20 protein-coding genes are annotated in these 16123 nt (G+C 61.9%); 7 read left to right on the top strand and 13 right to left on the bottom strand.

Annotation, left to right across the window (positions count from 1 at the left end; all coding sequences use genetic code 11):
- Position 1: 1 nt before the first annotated feature.
- The 3 genes from OS914_RS01940 to OS914_RS01950 form a co-directional block, all read right to left on the bottom strand.
- Positions 2-265, bottom strand: a complete 264-nt coding sequence (locus OS914_RS01940) for a hypothetical protein (protein ID WP_267544386.1) — start codon at positions 263-265, stop codon at positions 2-4.
- A 91-nt stretch (positions 266-356) separates the two neighbouring features.
- Positions 357-1544, bottom strand: a complete 1188-nt coding sequence (locus tag OS914_RS01945) for a sensor histidine kinase (RefSeq protein ID WP_267544387.1) — start codon at positions 1542-1544, stop codon at positions 357-359.
- Positions 1545-1576: 32 nt separating this feature from the next.
- The gene (locus tag OS914_RS01950; RefSeq protein ID WP_267544388.1) at positions 1577-2245 is read right to left on the bottom strand and encodes a response regulator transcription factor; all 669 of its coding nucleotides are present in this window, start codon (positions 2243-2245) and stop codon (positions 1577-1579) included.
- 92 nt (positions 2246-2337) lie between these two features.
- On the opposite strand from OS914_RS01950, the gene OS914_RS01955 reads away from it, so the two are divergent.
- Together OS914_RS01955 and OS914_RS01960 are read left to right on the top strand one after the other, a co-directional pair.
- Complete coding sequence (locus OS914_RS01955; protein WP_267544389.1) at positions 2338-2601, top strand: hypothetical protein; 264 nt, start codon at positions 2338-2340, stop codon at positions 2599-2601.
- A 50-nt stretch (positions 2602-2651) separates the two neighbouring features.
- Positions 2652-3170 carry a hypothetical protein gene (locus tag OS914_RS01960; RefSeq protein ID WP_267544390.1) on the top strand — a complete coding sequence of 173 codons (519 nt, stop codon included), beginning with the start codon at positions 2652-2654 and terminating at the stop codon, positions 3168-3170.
- A gap of 83 nt (positions 3171-3253) precedes the next feature.
- On the opposite strand, the gene OS914_RS01965 is transcribed toward OS914_RS01960, so the two are convergent.
- Positions 3254-3415 (bottom strand): hypothetical protein, encoded by a 162-nt coding sequence (locus OS914_RS01965; RefSeq protein ID WP_267544391.1) that lies wholly within the window; start codon positions 3413-3415, stop codon positions 3254-3256.
- 393 nt (positions 3416-3808) lie between these two features.
- Between OS914_RS01965 and OS914_RS01970 the strand changes: the two genes are divergently transcribed.
- Complete coding sequence (locus OS914_RS01970) at positions 3809-4588, top strand: glycosyltransferase family 2 protein (protein ID WP_267544392.1); 780 nt, start codon at positions 3809-3811, stop codon at positions 4586-4588.
- Here OS914_RS01970 and OS914_RS01975 read toward each other — a convergent pair.
- From OS914_RS01975 to OS914_RS02005, 7 genes are read right to left on the bottom strand one after another with little or no spacing between them, the layout of a single operon-like run.
- Complete coding sequence (locus OS914_RS01975; protein WP_267544393.1) at positions 4554-5435, bottom strand: prenyltransferase; 882 nt, start codon at positions 5433-5435, stop codon at positions 4554-4556. The genes OS914_RS01970 and OS914_RS01975 overlap by 35 nt on opposite strands.
- Positions 5428-5781 (bottom strand): lycopene cyclase domain-containing protein, encoded by a 354-nt coding sequence (locus OS914_RS01980; RefSeq protein ID WP_267544394.1) that lies wholly within the window; start codon positions 5779-5781, stop codon positions 5428-5430. Before OS914_RS01980 ends, OS914_RS01975 begins: the two co-directional genes overlap by 8 nt.
- Positions 5781-6155: a lycopene cyclase domain-containing protein gene (locus OS914_RS01985; protein WP_267544395.1), complete on the bottom strand. Its 375-nt coding sequence runs from the start codon at positions 6153-6155 to the stop codon at positions 5781-5783. Before OS914_RS01985 ends, OS914_RS01980 begins: the two co-directional genes overlap by 1 nt.
- Positions 6155-7819, bottom strand: a complete 1665-nt coding sequence (gene crtI, locus OS914_RS01990) for a phytoene desaturase family protein (RefSeq protein ID WP_267544396.1) — start codon at positions 7817-7819, stop codon at positions 6155-6157. Before crtI ends, OS914_RS01985 begins: the two co-directional genes overlap by 1 nt.
- Positions 7816-8709, bottom strand: a complete 894-nt coding sequence (locus OS914_RS01995) for a phytoene/squalene synthase family protein (protein ID WP_267544397.1) — start codon at positions 8707-8709, stop codon at positions 7816-7818. Before OS914_RS01995 ends, crtI begins: the two co-directional genes overlap by 4 nt.
- Before the next feature lie 6 nt (positions 8710-8715).
- Positions 8716-9852, bottom strand: coding sequence for a polyprenyl synthetase family protein (locus OS914_RS02000; RefSeq protein WP_267544398.1), 1137 nt, complete (start codon positions 9850-9852; stop codon positions 8716-8718).
- 6 nt (positions 9853-9858) lie between these two features.
- Positions 9859-10350 (bottom strand): MarR family winged helix-turn-helix transcriptional regulator, encoded by a 492-nt coding sequence (locus OS914_RS02005; RefSeq protein ID WP_267544399.1) that lies wholly within the window; start codon positions 10348-10350, stop codon positions 9859-9861.
- A 189-nt stretch (positions 10351-10539) separates the two neighbouring features.
- Here OS914_RS02005 and OS914_RS02010 point away from each other — a divergent pair, with 189 nt between their 5' ends.
- From OS914_RS02010 to idi, 3 genes are read left to right on the top strand one after another with little or no spacing between them, the layout of a single operon-like run.
- Positions 10540-11325 carry a tryptophan-rich sensory protein gene (locus OS914_RS02010; protein ID WP_267544614.1) on the top strand — a complete coding sequence of 262 codons (786 nt, stop codon included), beginning with the start codon at positions 10540-10542 and terminating at the stop codon, positions 11323-11325.
- Entirely contained in the window at positions 11322-12959 is a 1638-nt protein-coding gene (locus OS914_RS02015; protein WP_267544400.1) for a DHA2 family efflux MFS transporter permease subunit, read from the top strand. The genes OS914_RS02010 and OS914_RS02015 overlap by 4 nt, the downstream gene beginning before the upstream one ends.
- On the top strand, positions 12956-13519 hold the full coding sequence (gene idi, locus OS914_RS02020) for an isopentenyl-diphosphate Delta-isomerase (protein WP_267544401.1): 564 nt from the start codon (positions 12956-12958) through the stop codon (positions 13517-13519). The genes OS914_RS02015 and idi overlap by 4 nt, the downstream gene beginning before the upstream one ends.
- 54 nt (positions 13520-13573) lie before the next feature.
- On the opposite strand, the gene OS914_RS02025 is transcribed toward idi, so the two are convergent.
- On the bottom strand, positions 13574-14491 hold the full coding sequence (locus tag OS914_RS02025; protein WP_267544402.1) for a MarR family winged helix-turn-helix transcriptional regulator: 918 nt from the start codon (positions 14489-14491) through the stop codon (positions 13574-13576).
- Positions 14492-14590: 99 nt separating this feature from the next.
- Between OS914_RS02025 and OS914_RS02030 the strand changes: the two genes are divergently transcribed.
- Positions 14591-15142 (top strand): pyridoxamine 5'-phosphate oxidase family protein, encoded by a 552-nt coding sequence (locus OS914_RS02030; RefSeq protein WP_267544403.1) that lies wholly within the window; start codon positions 14591-14593, stop codon positions 15140-15142.
- A gap of 69 nt (positions 15143-15211) precedes the next feature.
- Here the strand turns inward: OS914_RS02030 and OS914_RS02035 are convergent, their stop codons facing one another.
- A complete protein-coding gene (locus OS914_RS02035) occupies positions 15212-16009 on the bottom strand; it encodes a phosphatase PAP2 family protein (RefSeq protein ID WP_267544404.1) in 798 nt (265 codons plus the stop codon).
- Positions 16010-16123: the final 114 nt, after the last annotated feature.

Below are 16123 nucleotides of genomic sequence, written 5' to 3' on the forward strand. Positions count from 1 at the left end.
CTCAGGACCCCGAGGAGCGGCCATGGACGGTCTGGCCTGTGCCGGGCTGGACCGCGCCGCCGACGGAATCGCCGGCGCCCTGGCCCCCGTCCGGATTCTGCGACGACCCGCCGTCCTGGCTGGTGACGGAGGTCGTCGCGGCCGCGTGGCTCGTTGTGGCCATATCAACCGCCACCGCGGCGATGCCGGCTGTGGCCAAGCTTCCAGCCGTGACTGCCGTGGTGATGCGAGCGGCCCACTGCCTGCCGCTGATTTGTGTGCCCATGGTCCTCTCCTGTCTTCGCAATGACGAACTGTCTACATTCATCATGCGCGCAGTTTCTTTGCGCTTTCTTAGACGGCGCTGGGCGCTGGCTTCATTGTTCGGCCAGCGTCAACGTCACGTTGACGCTGGCGCCCCCTCCCCTCGCAGCGCGTTCCACCGCGATCGTGCCGTTGTGCCGTGCAACAATCTCCGCGACCAGGGCCAGTCCGAGTCCGTAGTGGCGCGCCATGCCTGGGTCACTCGCGACGGGCCTGACCGATGCAAAACGCTCGAACACCCGTGCGGAGGTTTCGGAGTCAAAGCCGGGCCCGTCGTCGATGACACGGATGACGGCATCGCCCCCCTGCCGGGCCACCGCAACCTCAACGCTGGTTTCGGCGTGGTCAAGGGCGTTGGCGAGCAACGCGGTGAAGACGCGCTGCAATGCCACATCCGAGCCGCGGACGCTGACCGTTTCGGCGGAACCGGAACGCGTGAGCCGGATGGTTCGTTGTTGGGCTTCCGGCCCGGCCTGGGACACTGCCTGCCGGGCCAGGCTGACAAGGTCGACCACGGTGTAGGTCACCGTCTCACGTGGATCCGCCGAAAGGAGAAGGTCATCCAGGATCCCGGTGAGCCTCCTTGAGTCCTCGACCAGCTTGGCCACCGCGGCCGTCACGTCATTCTGGCACGGCTTGGTCCCGTCCCCGTCCAACTTTCGGTGCAAAAGCTGGGCGCGGGTGCTGATCAGCGTCAGCGGGGTCCGTAATTCATGGCTGGCGTCCGCGACGAACCGGCGCTGCAATGCCAGGCTCTCAGCCATCGGCCGCATCGCCCGACGGGCCATCAGGACGGAGAGGCCCGCAGCCAGCACAGCCGAGACGACAGCGGCGATAGTCATGGCCAGCAGCAACCGGGTGAGCTCTTCCTGGCCTTCATGGCGGTCAACGGCTGCTTGGATGACCCTGCCGTCCCGGTAGGTGGTCAAAATAGTGTAGGACCTGCCACCGTTCGTGACGTTTTCCTGCTCCTCCTGCTGCGTCTGGGCCACCCGCTGGATCGCCGCGATGTCGGGCAACCCAGCCGGCTCCTCCCGCGAGCGCAGCACGTTCCCTCCCGTGCTGATTGCTACGAAGACCCCCAATGGTGCATCGGAGGGTGAGTCGATATGCATTGCATCTGCCAACGACCTGGTGGCTGACTCCTGAACACCGGCCGCCACAATTGAGTAGACGAGAGTGCCGACCAGGACGAAAAGAACGACGATCATGGCCGTGAGTTGCACGGCGAGCCGACGCACGGCGCGCCTAAGCTCAGAGGTGTCCCGGGGGGTCAAGCTATGGGCCCCAGACGGTATCCCACGCCCCGCACCGTCATCACCACGGGCTTCCCCAACTTTTTGCGCAGGTAGTGCACATAGGTATCAACCACGCCTTCGTCGTCGGCTTCGGTGAAGACACTGTCAATCAGGGCATCGCGGGTAAAAATCTGCCGCGGCCGGCGCGCCAGATGCAGCAGCAATTCGCTTTCCCGTTCGGAGAGCACGACGACGTCTCCCCCGTCCAGCGTGACGGTCCGGCTCGTGCCCTCCAGCAATCCGCAGGGCAGGCGCACCGTGTCCGAGAATGCTGCATGCCTGCGCAGCAAGGACCTCAGTCGGGCGAGCAGCTCGTCGATGTCAAATGGCTTGCCTAAATAATCCTCGGCACCCCGGTCCAACCCTTCGACCCTGTCCGCAGGGTTGCTCAGTGCCGAAAGGATCAGCGCCGGTGTGGTGACCCCCTTGGCCCGCAGCCTCCCCAGGACATCCAGTCCGTCGATCGCCGGTAGCCCGCGGTCCAACATCAGGACGTCGAAGCGCCGGCTCAATCCCTCGTGCAGGGCACGCTGGCCATCGTGCACTACCGCCACCGAATACCCTTCGCTTTCAAGAAGTTCCTGCAGCATCGAGGCCAGCCCAACGTCATCCTCGGCCACCAGCACACAACGTTCGTCCGACATGATCTGAAGTATAGGCGTCCCGAACAACAGCACGGCACCCTGCTCCCAAATGCGGGACACTTGAAGTTCTCCACGTAAAGGCGGCAAACCGCGTGCTCAACCTCAGGCAGGACTCGGCCGGCTTCATCCACATGAGCCGGCACTTTCCCAACAAGATGTCCATCGTCGTCACCTTCACTGACGGCACGCAGAGACAATTTTCCGGAGCCCGCCTCAATGGGCTGTATGACCAGGCCCTGGCCGCCTACCGCTTGGGGAACAACCTCGACGCCAAGGGCTTTGACCGGACGTCCCGGAATATCCACCGACGAAACGCCATCGGGCTCGTTCCAGTCAGCCCCGACATGGCCCCGTAGCCACGGCGGGACCTGCCGGACAGCAACGACCGGCACCGTACGCTGTTCCCATGAGACCCCTGACTGTGTTCGGACTGGACGTCGACAAACTGGCCGGCGGACGCAACGGCCATTACCTGATCGAGGAAGAAATGCGGGTGCATCCGCGCACACGCAGCGCCTTCCATTGGGTCAACTGGATCCTCGTCCTTGAAGTCATGGTGGGGCTCAGCGCCATCGTCACCGCCCTGATTCTTCAAGTGCGCGGCACTCCGGTGGGGTTCGCAGTGTGGTTCCGCGGCGTCGTCGTGCTGTGCATGACACTGACCCTGTTCTTCTTCGCTTGGCGCGCAGAAAGGGGGTATTACTGGGGCTATCAGCGGCTGCGGCTCTTTAGCCAGATCTTCCCGGTCATCACTCTGGTGGTGGCCACCATCCCGGGTCTGTACCCGTATTGGATGGTGGTGGAGCAGATCATCTTTGCCGTCCTCATGATCGGCATCGCCGACTTCCTCACAAGCGACCACATGCGCAACGCCTATCCCAGCCCGAAGCGACTGCGGGGGCTCAACGGCCCCGCACCCGAATGACAGCTGACCGCTCCTCGGATCATGCTGATGAGGGCACCGATCAATTCCGCCAATGCGGCATCATCAGGTGGCTCGGACATGAGTCAGACAGCCATCGCCTCCCCCATTCCCAGCACGACGGCGATCAGCGCCGACAGGTCAGAGCGAGCGAGGCTCAAATAGCACTTTACCGACTCCATGATGACCTCCGGCTTGAACGAAGCCACCCGGCGGCCCTCGCGATTAACCGCCCTTGCTTCAGTCATCACGAACCTACGTCGCCGCAGCTGGGACACCTATTCAGCCAGAACGCTGCCGTCGGGCCCACGATCCCAGCCCCTACAATCAGGACTTTCACCATGAAAGCGAAGGCTGGGAAGGCTCTGCATCGTCATTTTCGACGACACAGGCGGTCTCAATGCGTCCATCGCCGAGTTCGCCCCGTGGTAATCTCGGCAAGCCGTTGGACTGCGTATCGTTAGCTTCGTCAGCCGTTGGATTCATCAGCGGTTCCCAGAGTTTCGGGCAGCGCTGCACGCCACGGGGGCGGTCTCGGGCGCGTATGGCTCTCGGATACCCGATGCGGGGCCGGCGGTACCGCTGAGGACGGCGATGGAGAGAGACCTATCGGTGGAACGTGGGAAAGGCTGGCTGAAGGGATGACCGCACGAGGCGATGAGGCGGCGGGTCTGCCGTCCATCTCAGTGGTTATTCCGTGCCGCAATGACGCCGAACTGTTGGCAAAGTGTCTGGCATCCCTGGGGAGGCAGACGCATCCACCCCTGGAGATCATTGTGGTGGACAATAACAGCGATGACGAAAGCGCCGAGGTGGCCCGGCGTCACGGCGTGCGGCTGGTTACCGAAATGATGCCCGGAATACCGGCGGCTGCGGCAGCGGGCTACGACGCGGCCGTAGGGGAAATCATCGCCCGCTGCGATGCAGACTGCCTGCTGCCGACCGATTGGCTGCAGCGGATTGGACTGGAGTTCCTTCAGAATCCGGACCTTGGCGCCCTCACCGGCCCCGGTTCTTTTTATGGTCTGCCCCGGTTCCAAGGATTTCTGTTGTCCCGCCTCTACATGAGCTCATACTTTCTGGCCGTGGGCGCAGCGATGGCCCACTTTCCACTGTTCGGATCCAACCTCGCCATCCGGCGCTCCTGCTGGACGGCGGACTCTCCGACGGTTCACCGGAGCGACCCGGAAATGCATGATGACATTTGCCTGAGCCTGCATCTGGGCCTGAACTACCGGATCCGCTACATCGGAGGACTAAGGGTCGGCATGTCAGCCCGCGCGCTGCACGGCCGGTCCCAGGTCCGGCGGCGTTTCCGGCGGGCGTTCCACACCCTCCGCACACACTGGGTGGCTGAGCCTCCTTGGCAGCGCTGGCAGCGGCGGGTCATGCCAGCGAGTACCAAATCAGCAGCAACGTGACGAGAAATCCGGTGCCAAAGTTGATCCACAGGAAGCGTTTCCAGCCACCGTTCGCGGACTCGGCGGTTGCCTCGCTGATGAACCAGTAACGACCGGCATTAGCTGCGTAAGGCAGCGCCAGGATGCCCGCAAGCGGACCAGGCCATCTGGTGCCAAGCATCAGCACGCCGGCAAGGAGGTATGTGAATACGGCCAGCCGCACGGTTGCCCTGCCGCCCAGCACAGTGGCGATGGAGCTGATGAACGCTTCTTTGTCTGCACTGATGTCCTGGACGGCGCCAAAGGCGTGGCTGGCCACCCCCCAGAGGAAGAAGGCGCCCAGCAGACACCACAGCTGTGGGGTCCAGGTGGCCTGTGCCAGCGTTAGTCCAAAGACAGCCGGGCTGACAAAGTGGGTGCTGGAGGTGACAGAGTCCAGGAAGGGGCGCTCTTTGAAACGCAACCCGGGGGCGCTGTAGGCGAGAACGGCAAAGACGCTGACGACGAGGACTGCCGCGGAGAGCGGATTGCCGACTGCGAAAAGGTAGATCAGGAAGGGTAGGTTCGTGATGGCTGCCGCCGCTAAAGTGGTGCGGTGCATGCTTCGTCCCAGCACGGCGCCTTCGATGCCGCCTTTGCGTGGATTACGCAGATCGGACTCATAATCGAAGACGTCGTTGATGCCGTACATGGCCAGGTTATAGGGAATCAGGAAGTACGCAATGCCGACGACGGCGGTCAGGTCGATCCTGCCGGTGGCCAGTAGGTAGGCGACACCAAACGGATAGGCAGTATTGACCCAGGAAACCGGTCGGGAGGAAATAAATAGTGTCCGCATCCGGCGAACGGCTGCCCGCTGCTCAATCATCTACTTCCTCACCGCCTGCAACTGTGCTGACCCGTCGGTCCAAAAACAGCCACAGCGCTGGCAGCAACAGCACCGCGCCCAACGGGTAAGCGAAGTCTTCAAGAGGCATCCGCCCTATTATTGCGCCGGAAATTTTGTCGGCGCTGTAGCCAAAGAGCCCGGCGGAAATCATTACATTATCAAAAACCGCGGTGAGCACCAGCAGCACCGCGGCGGACGCTACCGCCGCGGCCACGCACATTTTCACGGAACGGCGCCGCCGTCGACTCCGCAGGCGCAGCCCGATGCCCAGTGCCAGGGCTGCTGCGGGCAGCAGAAAAACCGCGTTCAAGGCCCAGTACGTCATCAGAGGTCCCCCTTTGTGGTGTTCCCGGTGCCAACCGTGCGCCGCACCGGTGGCCGGAAGCTTCCTGATTCTGCCCATCGAAGCAACGCGGTGAACAGCACCATGGTCAGATAGCACAGAAAGGTCAGGAAGAACGCTTCCTCCAGGGGAAGATCCGGTGCCAACAGCAGACCCGTCATGATAGCGGTCTCCGCACGGTAAAAGATGCCAAGCCCGATTCCTGCCAGGTCCCAGGACAGGAAGAAGACGAGACCGCAGACCAGCACCAGCGAGGCCCGGAACGGGCTGTGAAACAGGAACAGCCGCAGTCGCCAATCCAGTGCCAGCATAGCGGCCAGCGAGAGGACTAAACCGGCCAGGTAGAGCAGACCCATCAGCGGGTTCCCACACTGCCGCGCTGCAGGGGATCTGGTGCCAGCGGCTCCGGCAGCGGCCCGCTGGATACGTCCCCATTGAGCCGCTTCAGGGCAATTTCGGCACTGATCAGACACATCGGCAGGCCGATGCCCGGGATGGTGGAACTGCCGGCGTAAATAAGTCCGTCTACTTTTTTACTGACGTTCCCGGAACGGAAAAATGCGCTTTGCCGCAGCACGTGCGCGGGTCCGAGCGCACCTCCCTGCCAGGAATTCAGGTCGGAAACAAAATCCCCGGGCCCGAAGGTCCGCCGGACGCGGATGCGCTCGGCGAGATCGTCGATGCCCGCCCAGCCGGAAATCTGCGCAATGACGGCGTCCGCAAGCTCTTCGACGCGGCGCTCCCCCGCCCCGTCCACCCCACCGTGACCAAATGTTGGGTCAGCCGGGATCGGAACCAGAACGAAGAGGTTTTCAGTGCCGGCCGGACTGACCGAGGGATCTGTCGCGCTGGGTTTACAGATATAGAGCGACGGCGGCTCCGGAATCGACGGCGTGGCGCCGAAAATGCGCTTAAAATTCTCGGTCCAATCGGTACTGAACAACAAGGTGTGGTGCTGCAGCTGCGGCAGTTGCCCCTCCACGCCCAGGCAGATCAGGACCGCTCCCGGGCCCGAGATCCGGCGGTCCCAGTAGCGCTGCGGATAGGTCTGCAGGCGCTCGGGCAGCAGCTGCGTTTCCACGTGATGCAGATCCGCCGCGCCCACCACGATGTCTGCCGGCAGATCGTGGCTTTGCCCGTCGACTGCGGTATAGCGGACACCGCTGACGCGCGCCGGGCACCGGGTGCGCCCCGACGGGGAGGTGAGTATCTGCGTTGCCGTCGCGGCCGTGCAGATGCGCACGCCCTCCTCGCGTGCCAACTGTTCAATGGAGTTAATTACCTCGTACAGCCCGCCCATTGGATAGAGCACGCCGTCGGTCAGGTCCAGGTGGCTCATCAGGTGAAACATGCTCGGGGCTGTAGAGGGCGACGCACCCAAGAAGACGGCGGGATACCCCAGAATCTGGCGCAGTCGAGGATCCCGGACGTAACTGGCGGCAAAACTGTCCAGAGGCTGGAGCAGCAGCCGGACGAGCTTGGGCAACCGCAGCAGTACCTCCGGACGCAGAAAGGTCCGGAACGACTGAAACGATGTGTAAAGAAAGTGCCGCAGCGCCAGCGTGTAGGTCTGCTCGGCCGACGTCAGATACTTCTCCAGCTTGTCGCCGGCCCCCTGTTCCAGGCTCTCAAAAAGGTCGACGACGTTGCGGCGTCCAGCGGGCACGTCCACGGGAACCGGGTCATTTTCAAAAAATACCCGATAGGCCGGATTCAGCTTGACCAGCCGAAGTTGATCGGCGGCAGTTGTGCCGAGCAGCGAAAAGTAGTGGTCGAAAACCTCCGGCATAAGGTACCAGGAGGGACCGGTATCGAAGACGAAGCCGTCCTCCTCCCACCGTCCCGCACGGCCGCCTACCGCGTCCTGCTGTTCGAGTAACGTAACGTGGTGACCGCTCCGGGCCAGCAGTGCCGCCGTCGCCAGTCCGGAAATACCGCCTCCGATGACGACAACGCGGCGGCGCGCACCGTGTTCCTTCCTTCTGCCCTGCTTTTCCGTTTTGTCCGCCGGCCCAGTCATGCGCCGACCCTGACGTCCGGTTTTCCGAACGGTGAGCCGAGGATCACCGATGCCGCGATGCGCACTTTCACCCGGTCTGGAACACGCACCCGGCACAGCAGTAACGTTTTGGCGGGAGTATTGCGGGAGCGCAGGGACAACTCGGTGAACAGCGCATGCGCCAGCCGGACCGCCCGAATGCTGCTCGCTGGCAGGGCGGATATTGCACAGGCACTGGCGCCCAGATCGGCATCAATGTCGTCCAGAAGTGCGTCCTTCTGGCTGTCGGTCAGGTGTATCGGGTCGATTCCGGGAAAGTAGCTGCGTTTGAGTTCGTGGAAATCGGCCGTGAGATCGCGCAGGAAATTGATTTTTTGAAAGGCAGCACCTAGCCGGCGCGCACCCTCCGCCAGTGCAGCATATTGCTGATCCACGTCGGGCTGTCCGATCAGGAAGACCTTCAGGCACATCAGCCCGACGACCTCTGCCGAACCGTAAACATAGTCCTTGAAGGTCTCATCGGTGAGCGGCACGGGGGCCAGGTCTGCCCGCATGGAGCGGAAAAACGGGCCGGTCAGCTCAATGCCGAAGCCGGACGCTCTCGCCGTGGACGCAAAGGCGTGCACCACAAGGTTCGTGCTGTAGCCGCAGGCCATGGCGCGCATACACTCGGATTCGAGGACATCCAGCTGCCGCGCAATTGCAGCGGTACCGCCTTCGGTGAACGCTGCCGCACCGTCCACCACCTCATCGGCAATGCGGACCAGGGCGTAGACATTTTCCACATGCTGACGAATGGATTTCCCCAGCAGGCGCGATGCGAACCCGAACGACGTCGAATACCGCCTGATCACGACGCTCGCAGCGGCGGCCGCCACCTCGTCATAAAATTCAGCGCTCGCGGTGACCATGCTTCGCTACCTCGTCCTGGTGAGTACGGAAGATACGATCTGTTCAAGTTCGAAGCGCAACGGCTGGGGGATGTCCGGACGTTGAAGCCTGGAGCGTGCCTGGTCGCCGAAACTCCTGGCCAGCCGCTGCGCATAGTCACGGGAGCCGGAGAGAATCAGCAGGGAACGGACTTCCTCGGCATCTTCTGGAGTTAATTCCGGGTTGCCGAGGTGGGCCGCTATGGCAGGGAACTGCGGCGCTCTGCTGGCATGATTGATCAGCACGGTTCTCTTCCCCTCTCGGACGTCCCCCAGCGCGCTTTTGCCGGTCCCTGCCTCATCACCGAAGACGCCCAGCAGGTCGTCGATAATCTGGTAGGCAATCCCCATGCTTCGACCGGCCTGACCAATGGCAGCAATCGTCTGCTGCCCGGCGCCGGCGAGGACGGCACCGGCCTTCAACGGAGCCTCAAAGGAGTAGACAGCTGTCTTCAGCCTGTCCATCGCTATGACATCTTCGACCATCAGCCCGGCCGAGCACACGGAGTATTCAATGTCCAACAACTCGCCCGCAGCGGAGGCGAGGACGGCTTCGTCCATGATTTCCAGCAGCCGGTCCCGAACCGACCCGGAAACGGCGTGATCAATCAGACGATACGCATTCACTAGGGCAACATCTCCGCCGACGACTCCGACCGACATGGCACGATGCTCCGCCTCGGCCACCGGCAGTCCGGCGTCCAGGGCCTGCGCCAGGTACAGCCCGGCCAAGTTGGGCCGGCCACGACGGATAAAATCCCTGTCGATGACGTCGTCATGCACGATCAGCGCGGTATGCAGCAGTTCGAATGCGGCACCTACCGACGCCGTCGTTGACAGGTCCGCGCCGCCCAAGCCCTGGCAGGCGGTCCAGACCAGCCGTGGACGGAACCTTTTCCCGCCATCCGTAGTGGCCTCAAGCGATTCCCAGAGCCGCGCAAAACGGGGAGTCAACGCCTGCCCCCTCAGCTTGGACGCAGTGAAGAACTCACGCAGGGCCAACTCAACGTGGTGCAGGTAATTCTCCAGCTGCCGGCTGCTCTGGGCGGCTGCGGCCGGCACCCGCTCCGGGGTGCGAAGGGGAACAGCGCCGGCATCGTGGAGCTTGACTTCGGGGATGAGCATGGGACATCACCTGTTTTCTGCTGTCGAGGCGGAACGGGCAATCTTGCGTTCCAGTATGTCAACTGTTTTAGCGAGGTAGTCAGTAATGGCTTTCTGTTCGCCTTCCGTGTATAAGCTCATCAGCGCGTCGACCTCTCTGATCATGGGCAGCAAGTTCTCCATTGCCCGGCGGGACGAGTCGGGAGTCGGCACCACCAGCAACCGTCGCCTGTCTGTGGGATGCGGCTGGCGGGACACATGGCCCAGATTTACCAGTCGGTCTATTGCCACCGTCACGGCAGCCGTGCTGATGCCCAGGCGCTTGGCCAAAGTGCTGGGACTAAGCGGCCCACTCTGCATCAAGTGCTGCATCACGTCCAGATCGGTTGAGTTGACAGTCAATTCCCTGCCAAGCTGCTTCTCGACCTCGCGGTTGAGAATAAGAATCATCCGCATAAGCCGCGACGCTTCGGGCCCGCGGGTGATGACCTGCGCGCCCGGCTGCGTGGATCCCTGCATGCCTCGAAGACCGTCTGTCATGAACCAAACATAACATAGACTCCTACAAATATTGATAGTACACATTTCTAGTAATATCATTGGTTAGGAAAAGGAGGTGACCCCATGGCATCCACCAGAACAGGTACAGACGGAACAAGTACAAGCAACGGCGGCAACAAAGCGGACAACGTGAGGAAAGCTGTGGTGATGTTCAGTACGGTACTCGCTATTGTGGGGTCTTTCATCGGATCTGGCGCCCTCGGCGGAACCCCCATAGCACAAGCCGCCGGCGGAGCATTGGGCGCCGATGCCACGCTGATTGCACCGGCCGTTCCCGCTTTCGGAGTCTGGAGCGTGATCTACGCCGGATTAGTTGCCTACGCATGCTGGCAGATCCTGCCCGCACGCGCGATCAACGAACGGCAAAGACGATTGGGCTATCCCATTGCGGCTTCTGCGCTGCTGAACGCGGCATGGATCTTTGCCATCCAGGCCGGCCAGCTCGCCCTGAGCGTGGCGGTGATCTTCGTGTTGGTCGCCGTGCTGGCCTGGATCTTCGCCATTTGTGTTCAAACCCGTCCCCAATCCCGGGTTGAGGCCGCCGTCTGCGACGGCACACTGGGACTGTACCTGGGCTGGGTTTGTATCGCTGCCGCGGCCAATGTCAGTGCACTACTGGTCAGCTCCGGCTTTTCCGGCGCGGGCCTAGATCCACAATGGTGGGCAGTCTTCGTTCTTGCCGTGGCGGGGCTTATCGGGATTGGGCTGGCGGCCGGAGGCAGGGGAAGGCTTGCCCCCGCAGCAACGCTGATCTGGGGTCTTGCCTGGGTCGCGGTGTCGAGGCTGGGTGGTGAGCTCCCATCTGCCGTGACAGCCGGTGCGGCGATAATAGCAGCCACCTGCGTGGGCTCCGTGACTGTTGTGCTGAGGATGCGAGGTCGTCACGGAATGCAGGTCCGCCGTCGTGCGGCTGTCAGCGGTGTAGCGGCATGAGCACATCATCGAGGACCCGATGGTTCGCCCTGGTATTTGTCAGCCTTGCGGTAGCGCTGATAATCGTTGATTCCACCATCGTCAACGTGGCGATTCCCTCGATAGTGAAAGATCTGTCTGTTACTTCGACACAAGTCCAATGGGTCCAGGAGTCCTACACGCTAGTCTTTGCGGCCCTGCTGCTGGTCTTTGGAAACCTCGCGGATCGTTTCGGCCGCCGTCGGTTGCTGACATTAGGTGTTGCGGTCTTTGCATTGTCTTCGCTGCTCGCTGCGTTCAGCCCCAGCGGTGACCTGTTGATTGGTGCCCGCGTCATTCAAGGTATCGGCGGAGCCATGGTGCTCCCCACCACCCTGTCGATCATCAATGCAACATTCCAGGGAAAAGAACGCGCCATTGCCTTCGCTGTGTGGGGCTCAACCATCGGTGGTATGACCGCTGTCGGCCCCCTGCTCGGTGGCTGGCTAACCACCACGTACTCTTGGCGCTGGGCATTTGGCATCAACATCCCGTTGGGAATTCTGATCACCGTCGGGGCGGTTCTCACTGTGATGGAGTCCAGGAATCCCGGGGCCGGCCGGGTTGACTGGGTCGGCGCAGCGTTGTCCGTAGTGGCCAGCGCGACCCTGGTCTTCGGGTTGATTGAAGGCCGGAACTACGGCTGGTGGGGGGTCAAGAAGCCGATGGAGATCGGCAGCTGGTCATGGTCTTTCAGCCTCTCCCCCGTCCCTTTTGCATTCGCTTTGATGCTGGTTTCCGGGATCGCCTTCATAGTCTGGGGACGGGCCCGGAACAGGTGCGGCGCCAGCAGCATGCTCGATTTCAGCCTTTTCAGTATCCGGTCCTTTCGCAACGGCAATATTGCGGCGATGATTGTCAGCCTCGGCGAGTTCGGCATCGTTTTATCCCTGCCAATCTGGCTGCAGAATGTTCTGGGCTATTCTGCACTGCAGACCGGTCTCATTTTGGTGGCGCTCGCAGCAGGTTCGTTTCTGGCCAGTGGCTTTGCTGGCGCCTTCGGCAATAGGGTCGCACCTGTACTAATTGTCCGAGTTGGAATCGTTGCGGAAATCGCAGGAGTATTTGGCTTGGGAGTGGTAATAGGTCCCACTACGGGCTGGGGCATCCTCATCCCTTTTCTGTTCGTCTACGGTTTCGGGGTAGGTCTCGCTACGGCACAACTGACAGGTGTGGTGCTCAAGGACGTCCCACCGGCCAAAAGCGGGCAGGCCTCGGGGACGCAAAGCACGGCGCGCCAGATTGGCTCGGCTCTGGGGATAGCGGTTTTGGGAACCATTTTGTTCACCACAGCATCCGCGCAGTTGGATAATTCGCTGCGGGATGCGCAGATTCCCGACGCCAACCGCAGGCAGTTGGTCACGGCGGTGGTCGAAAGTTCCGGTGCAGCCATCTCTGGCCTGGAGGCAAGACCGGCGACCACGGCCGCCGCGGCGGCGGCGAAAGAGGCGTTTTCTAATGGAACGAAATATTCGGCGTTTGCCGCCGCCGGATTCTTAGTTGTCGGCCTGGCGGCAACTCTCTCGCTCGGAAGTCCTAGCCGGGAGCCAGCCACAAAAGGGGAGATTGTTCCGGCTATGGTGGGAGAAGAAGCAGAAGGGCAGCGCAAGACATGAATCACAGTATCGAACTGGTCCGACTGATGGATGACGAGGGCAACGACGTTGGTGTCGCGGACAAGCGAACCGTCCACACCAGCACCACACCCCTGCATCTGGCCTTTTCCTGCCATATTTTCGACCGCTACGGTCGGACCTTGGTAACACGCAGGGCATTGACAAAACCGACCTGGCCCGGGGTATGGACAAACTCTTTCTGCGGCCACCCCGCACCGGGGGAATCCATGGAAGATGCCATCCGACGACGGGCGGACGAGGAGCTCCGGATGACAATCTCCGCACCGACGGCCGTACTGCCGGATTTCCGGTACCGGGCTGTTGATGCTTCCGGGATCGTCGAAAACGAGATCTGTCCCGTCTACCGGGCCGACTATCCCGGCGACCCCCAGGGACAGCTCGATCCCCATCCAGGCGAAGTCAGCGAATGGGCGTGGCTGGAGCCGGCGAAGCTAGCGCAAAGCGTCACCGGGGCGCCATTCGCCTTCAGCCCGTGGCTTGTTTCCCAGCTTGAACAGGGACTGTACAGTCCCGCGGGCGCTCACGGCGCCGCTGAGTAATCTGGCGGCTGCGACGGATGGTGGACCAGACAGCCCGTTACCCCGGAGAGGAGCCTACTTAGGATTTTCTTCCACGTATCTTTGCCCCTCGTGCTCATACACGGTGAAATTTTCCTCCAAGTCCTTGATGGCTTGCGTGTCCGCGGCACCCGGGGTTTTGACCGGGTCATCCGCGTAGGTGCGGTCTGCGTCCCCGAAGACAGCGCCAAGTCCTTTCGCGTCCTTCGTTACTTCCCCAGTCGCCAATACCTCGTCGCCGCCCCGGGAAACCCGTGCTTCCTTAGCGCCCCCGTTTCGGCCTTCCTCGTCCTGGTCTTCCCGATCGTGATCGCCGTCGTTCATGCCGCCGTCGTTCATTTTTCTGTCCGTCATAATAACCGCTTCCTTATCCCAGCCGGGTTCAGTCCCGTGCTGCGTTGGTAAACCTATTATTTCGTCATGGGTGGGCATCGTTGCCCGCTGTTCAGCCACGGCACCGCCGTCCCGTTCGGCGGCAAGCCACGAGGTCATGATGCCTGTCGTTTTGGACAGGAAATCCACAATGGCGCCCTGCTGCTGGGGGCTGTAGCTGTCCAACAGTGCGTCGGTGCCGTCGATGATCGGCCTGAGCCGGCTCCTTGCCTGTTCCATCGATCGTTTTGTCGGCACGACGAGCAGTCGGCGCCTGTCATCCGGATGCTTCCGTCGCGCCACATGACCCACTTTCACGAGCCGGTCCACCACTGACGTGGCCGCGGCCGTGCTGATCATCAACAGACGCGCCAGTTCGGTGGGGCTCAGAGGCCCCTGCTGCATCATGTGCTGCATGGCTTCCAAATCGGTGTTGTTGACCTCAAGGTGCCGACCGAGTTGCTTTTCCACTTCGTGGTTGACCGTAAGGATCCTGCGAAGAAGGATCGAGGCGACGGTCGGGGCCTCCCGCCCCACGTCCGTCTCCCCTTTGTCCATCTCCCCCACGTCCATCTTGGCCATTTATGGAGTATACCGATGGAAAGCTTGATAAGTAAGTAGTATGAGTATTTACTTATCAGCAGGCTTGCTACCTGCAGGCATCACGACCCTAAGGCAGTCATGGCAGAGAACAACGAAACAACCAACCTTCACCACGACAATGTTAACAAGGACGGTGTCAACAAGCGCGGTGTGAACAAGGACGACGTGAAAAAAGTTGTGGACATCATTAATGACACCAAGATAGGCATGTTCACCACCACGAACGACGACGGCGTACTCGTCAGCCGCCCTTTGGCCGCCCAAGAAGTGGGCGACGACGGCGACCTATGGTTTTTCACCGACAAGGACACCTCCCAGGTATCCCATATCCGGGCCAGACGAGAAGTCAATGTCAGCTTCGGCAATCGAAGCGAATGGGTATCCGTGGCCGGACGGGCCGAGGTGATTGAAGACCCGGAGAAGGCCCGGCAGTTGTGGAACTCTGTGGTCGAAGCATGGTTCCCCAAGGGCCCCACGACGCCCGGTTTGGTTCTGATACGGGTGGAGTCGGAGTCCGCCCAGTACTGGGACACCCCCGGAGGTACCGTTGCCACAGTACTCAGCTGGGTGAAATCACGCCTCACCGGCCAGCGCATCGATGCGGGCGAAAGTCATACAACCAAGCTCTGATCTGGCTCCCTATGCCCCAGACCCGATGCCCGGTGCGGCGGCCGTGTTCACCGGCCGCCGCACCGCGGTTCACACGGAGGTCTGCGACGCTGTTGCCGAATGCGGCACTGGGTTGAGTGCTTTTACAGCGCGCAGCCTGGGCTCGATCAGATTGCTCCACAGCGCCAGCCATATGAAAATGCCGGCGGCGCTGATCAGTACCCCGCCGACGACGTCCGTCGGGTAGTGCACTCCGAGATAAATGCGGGAGAAGGCGACGACGGCGGCAAACAATGCGCCCGCGACGATGGCCAGCCGACGCTGGACGCCAGGACGGGCGAGGACGAGGATTGCCGCCCAGGCCAGTGAAGCCGCGAAGGCCGTGTGACCGCTGGGAAAGCTGTTGTGACCGGTTTCCATGACGAGTGCGTGGGTGGCGGAGGAGGGCGGGCGCAGCCGGGCCACGGTGTATTTGCCGATGTCCGCGCTCAGCCACCCCACGGCGGTAATCGATCCGAAGGCGAGTGCCCGCATCGGCGCACGGCTCCCCCACCACAACCAGGAACAGATCAAAATGAAAATGAGCAGCGCGCCAACCGGACCTAGCCCGTAATTAATGCCCAGGGCAATCGCAGTGAGGAACGGACTGCGCCCCTGGCTTAGCTGGACATCCAGCGCCAGATCCGGGCTGAACGGGCCATAGGATTTCGCCACCAATCCGATGGTAAGAGTCAGCGCAAAGAGCACTAGGCCGATGGGAACCAGGAACCAGGAACCCAGCGGCAGCATGGACAGCCTCGCTGCGCCAGGGCCAACCGGCCGCTGGATCCGTCCGTTGCCACGCCGCTCCAAGGGCTCGGGCGCTTCGGCCCTGCGGGGTTCGGTCATTGGTGCCCTCCAGGGTTCAAACCATTGATGATCATTCGTCCAGTGTGCCCCGTCGTCGCTGAGAGAACGCTGAGGAGAAGCAGCCATGCCGGCAGCAAGGCTGTTATCTGCTCC

The organism is Arthrobacter endolithicus, from assembly GCF_026627425.1.
Classification (GTDB): domain Bacteria; phylum Actinomycetota; class Actinomycetes; order Actinomycetales; family Micrococcaceae; genus Arthrobacter_M.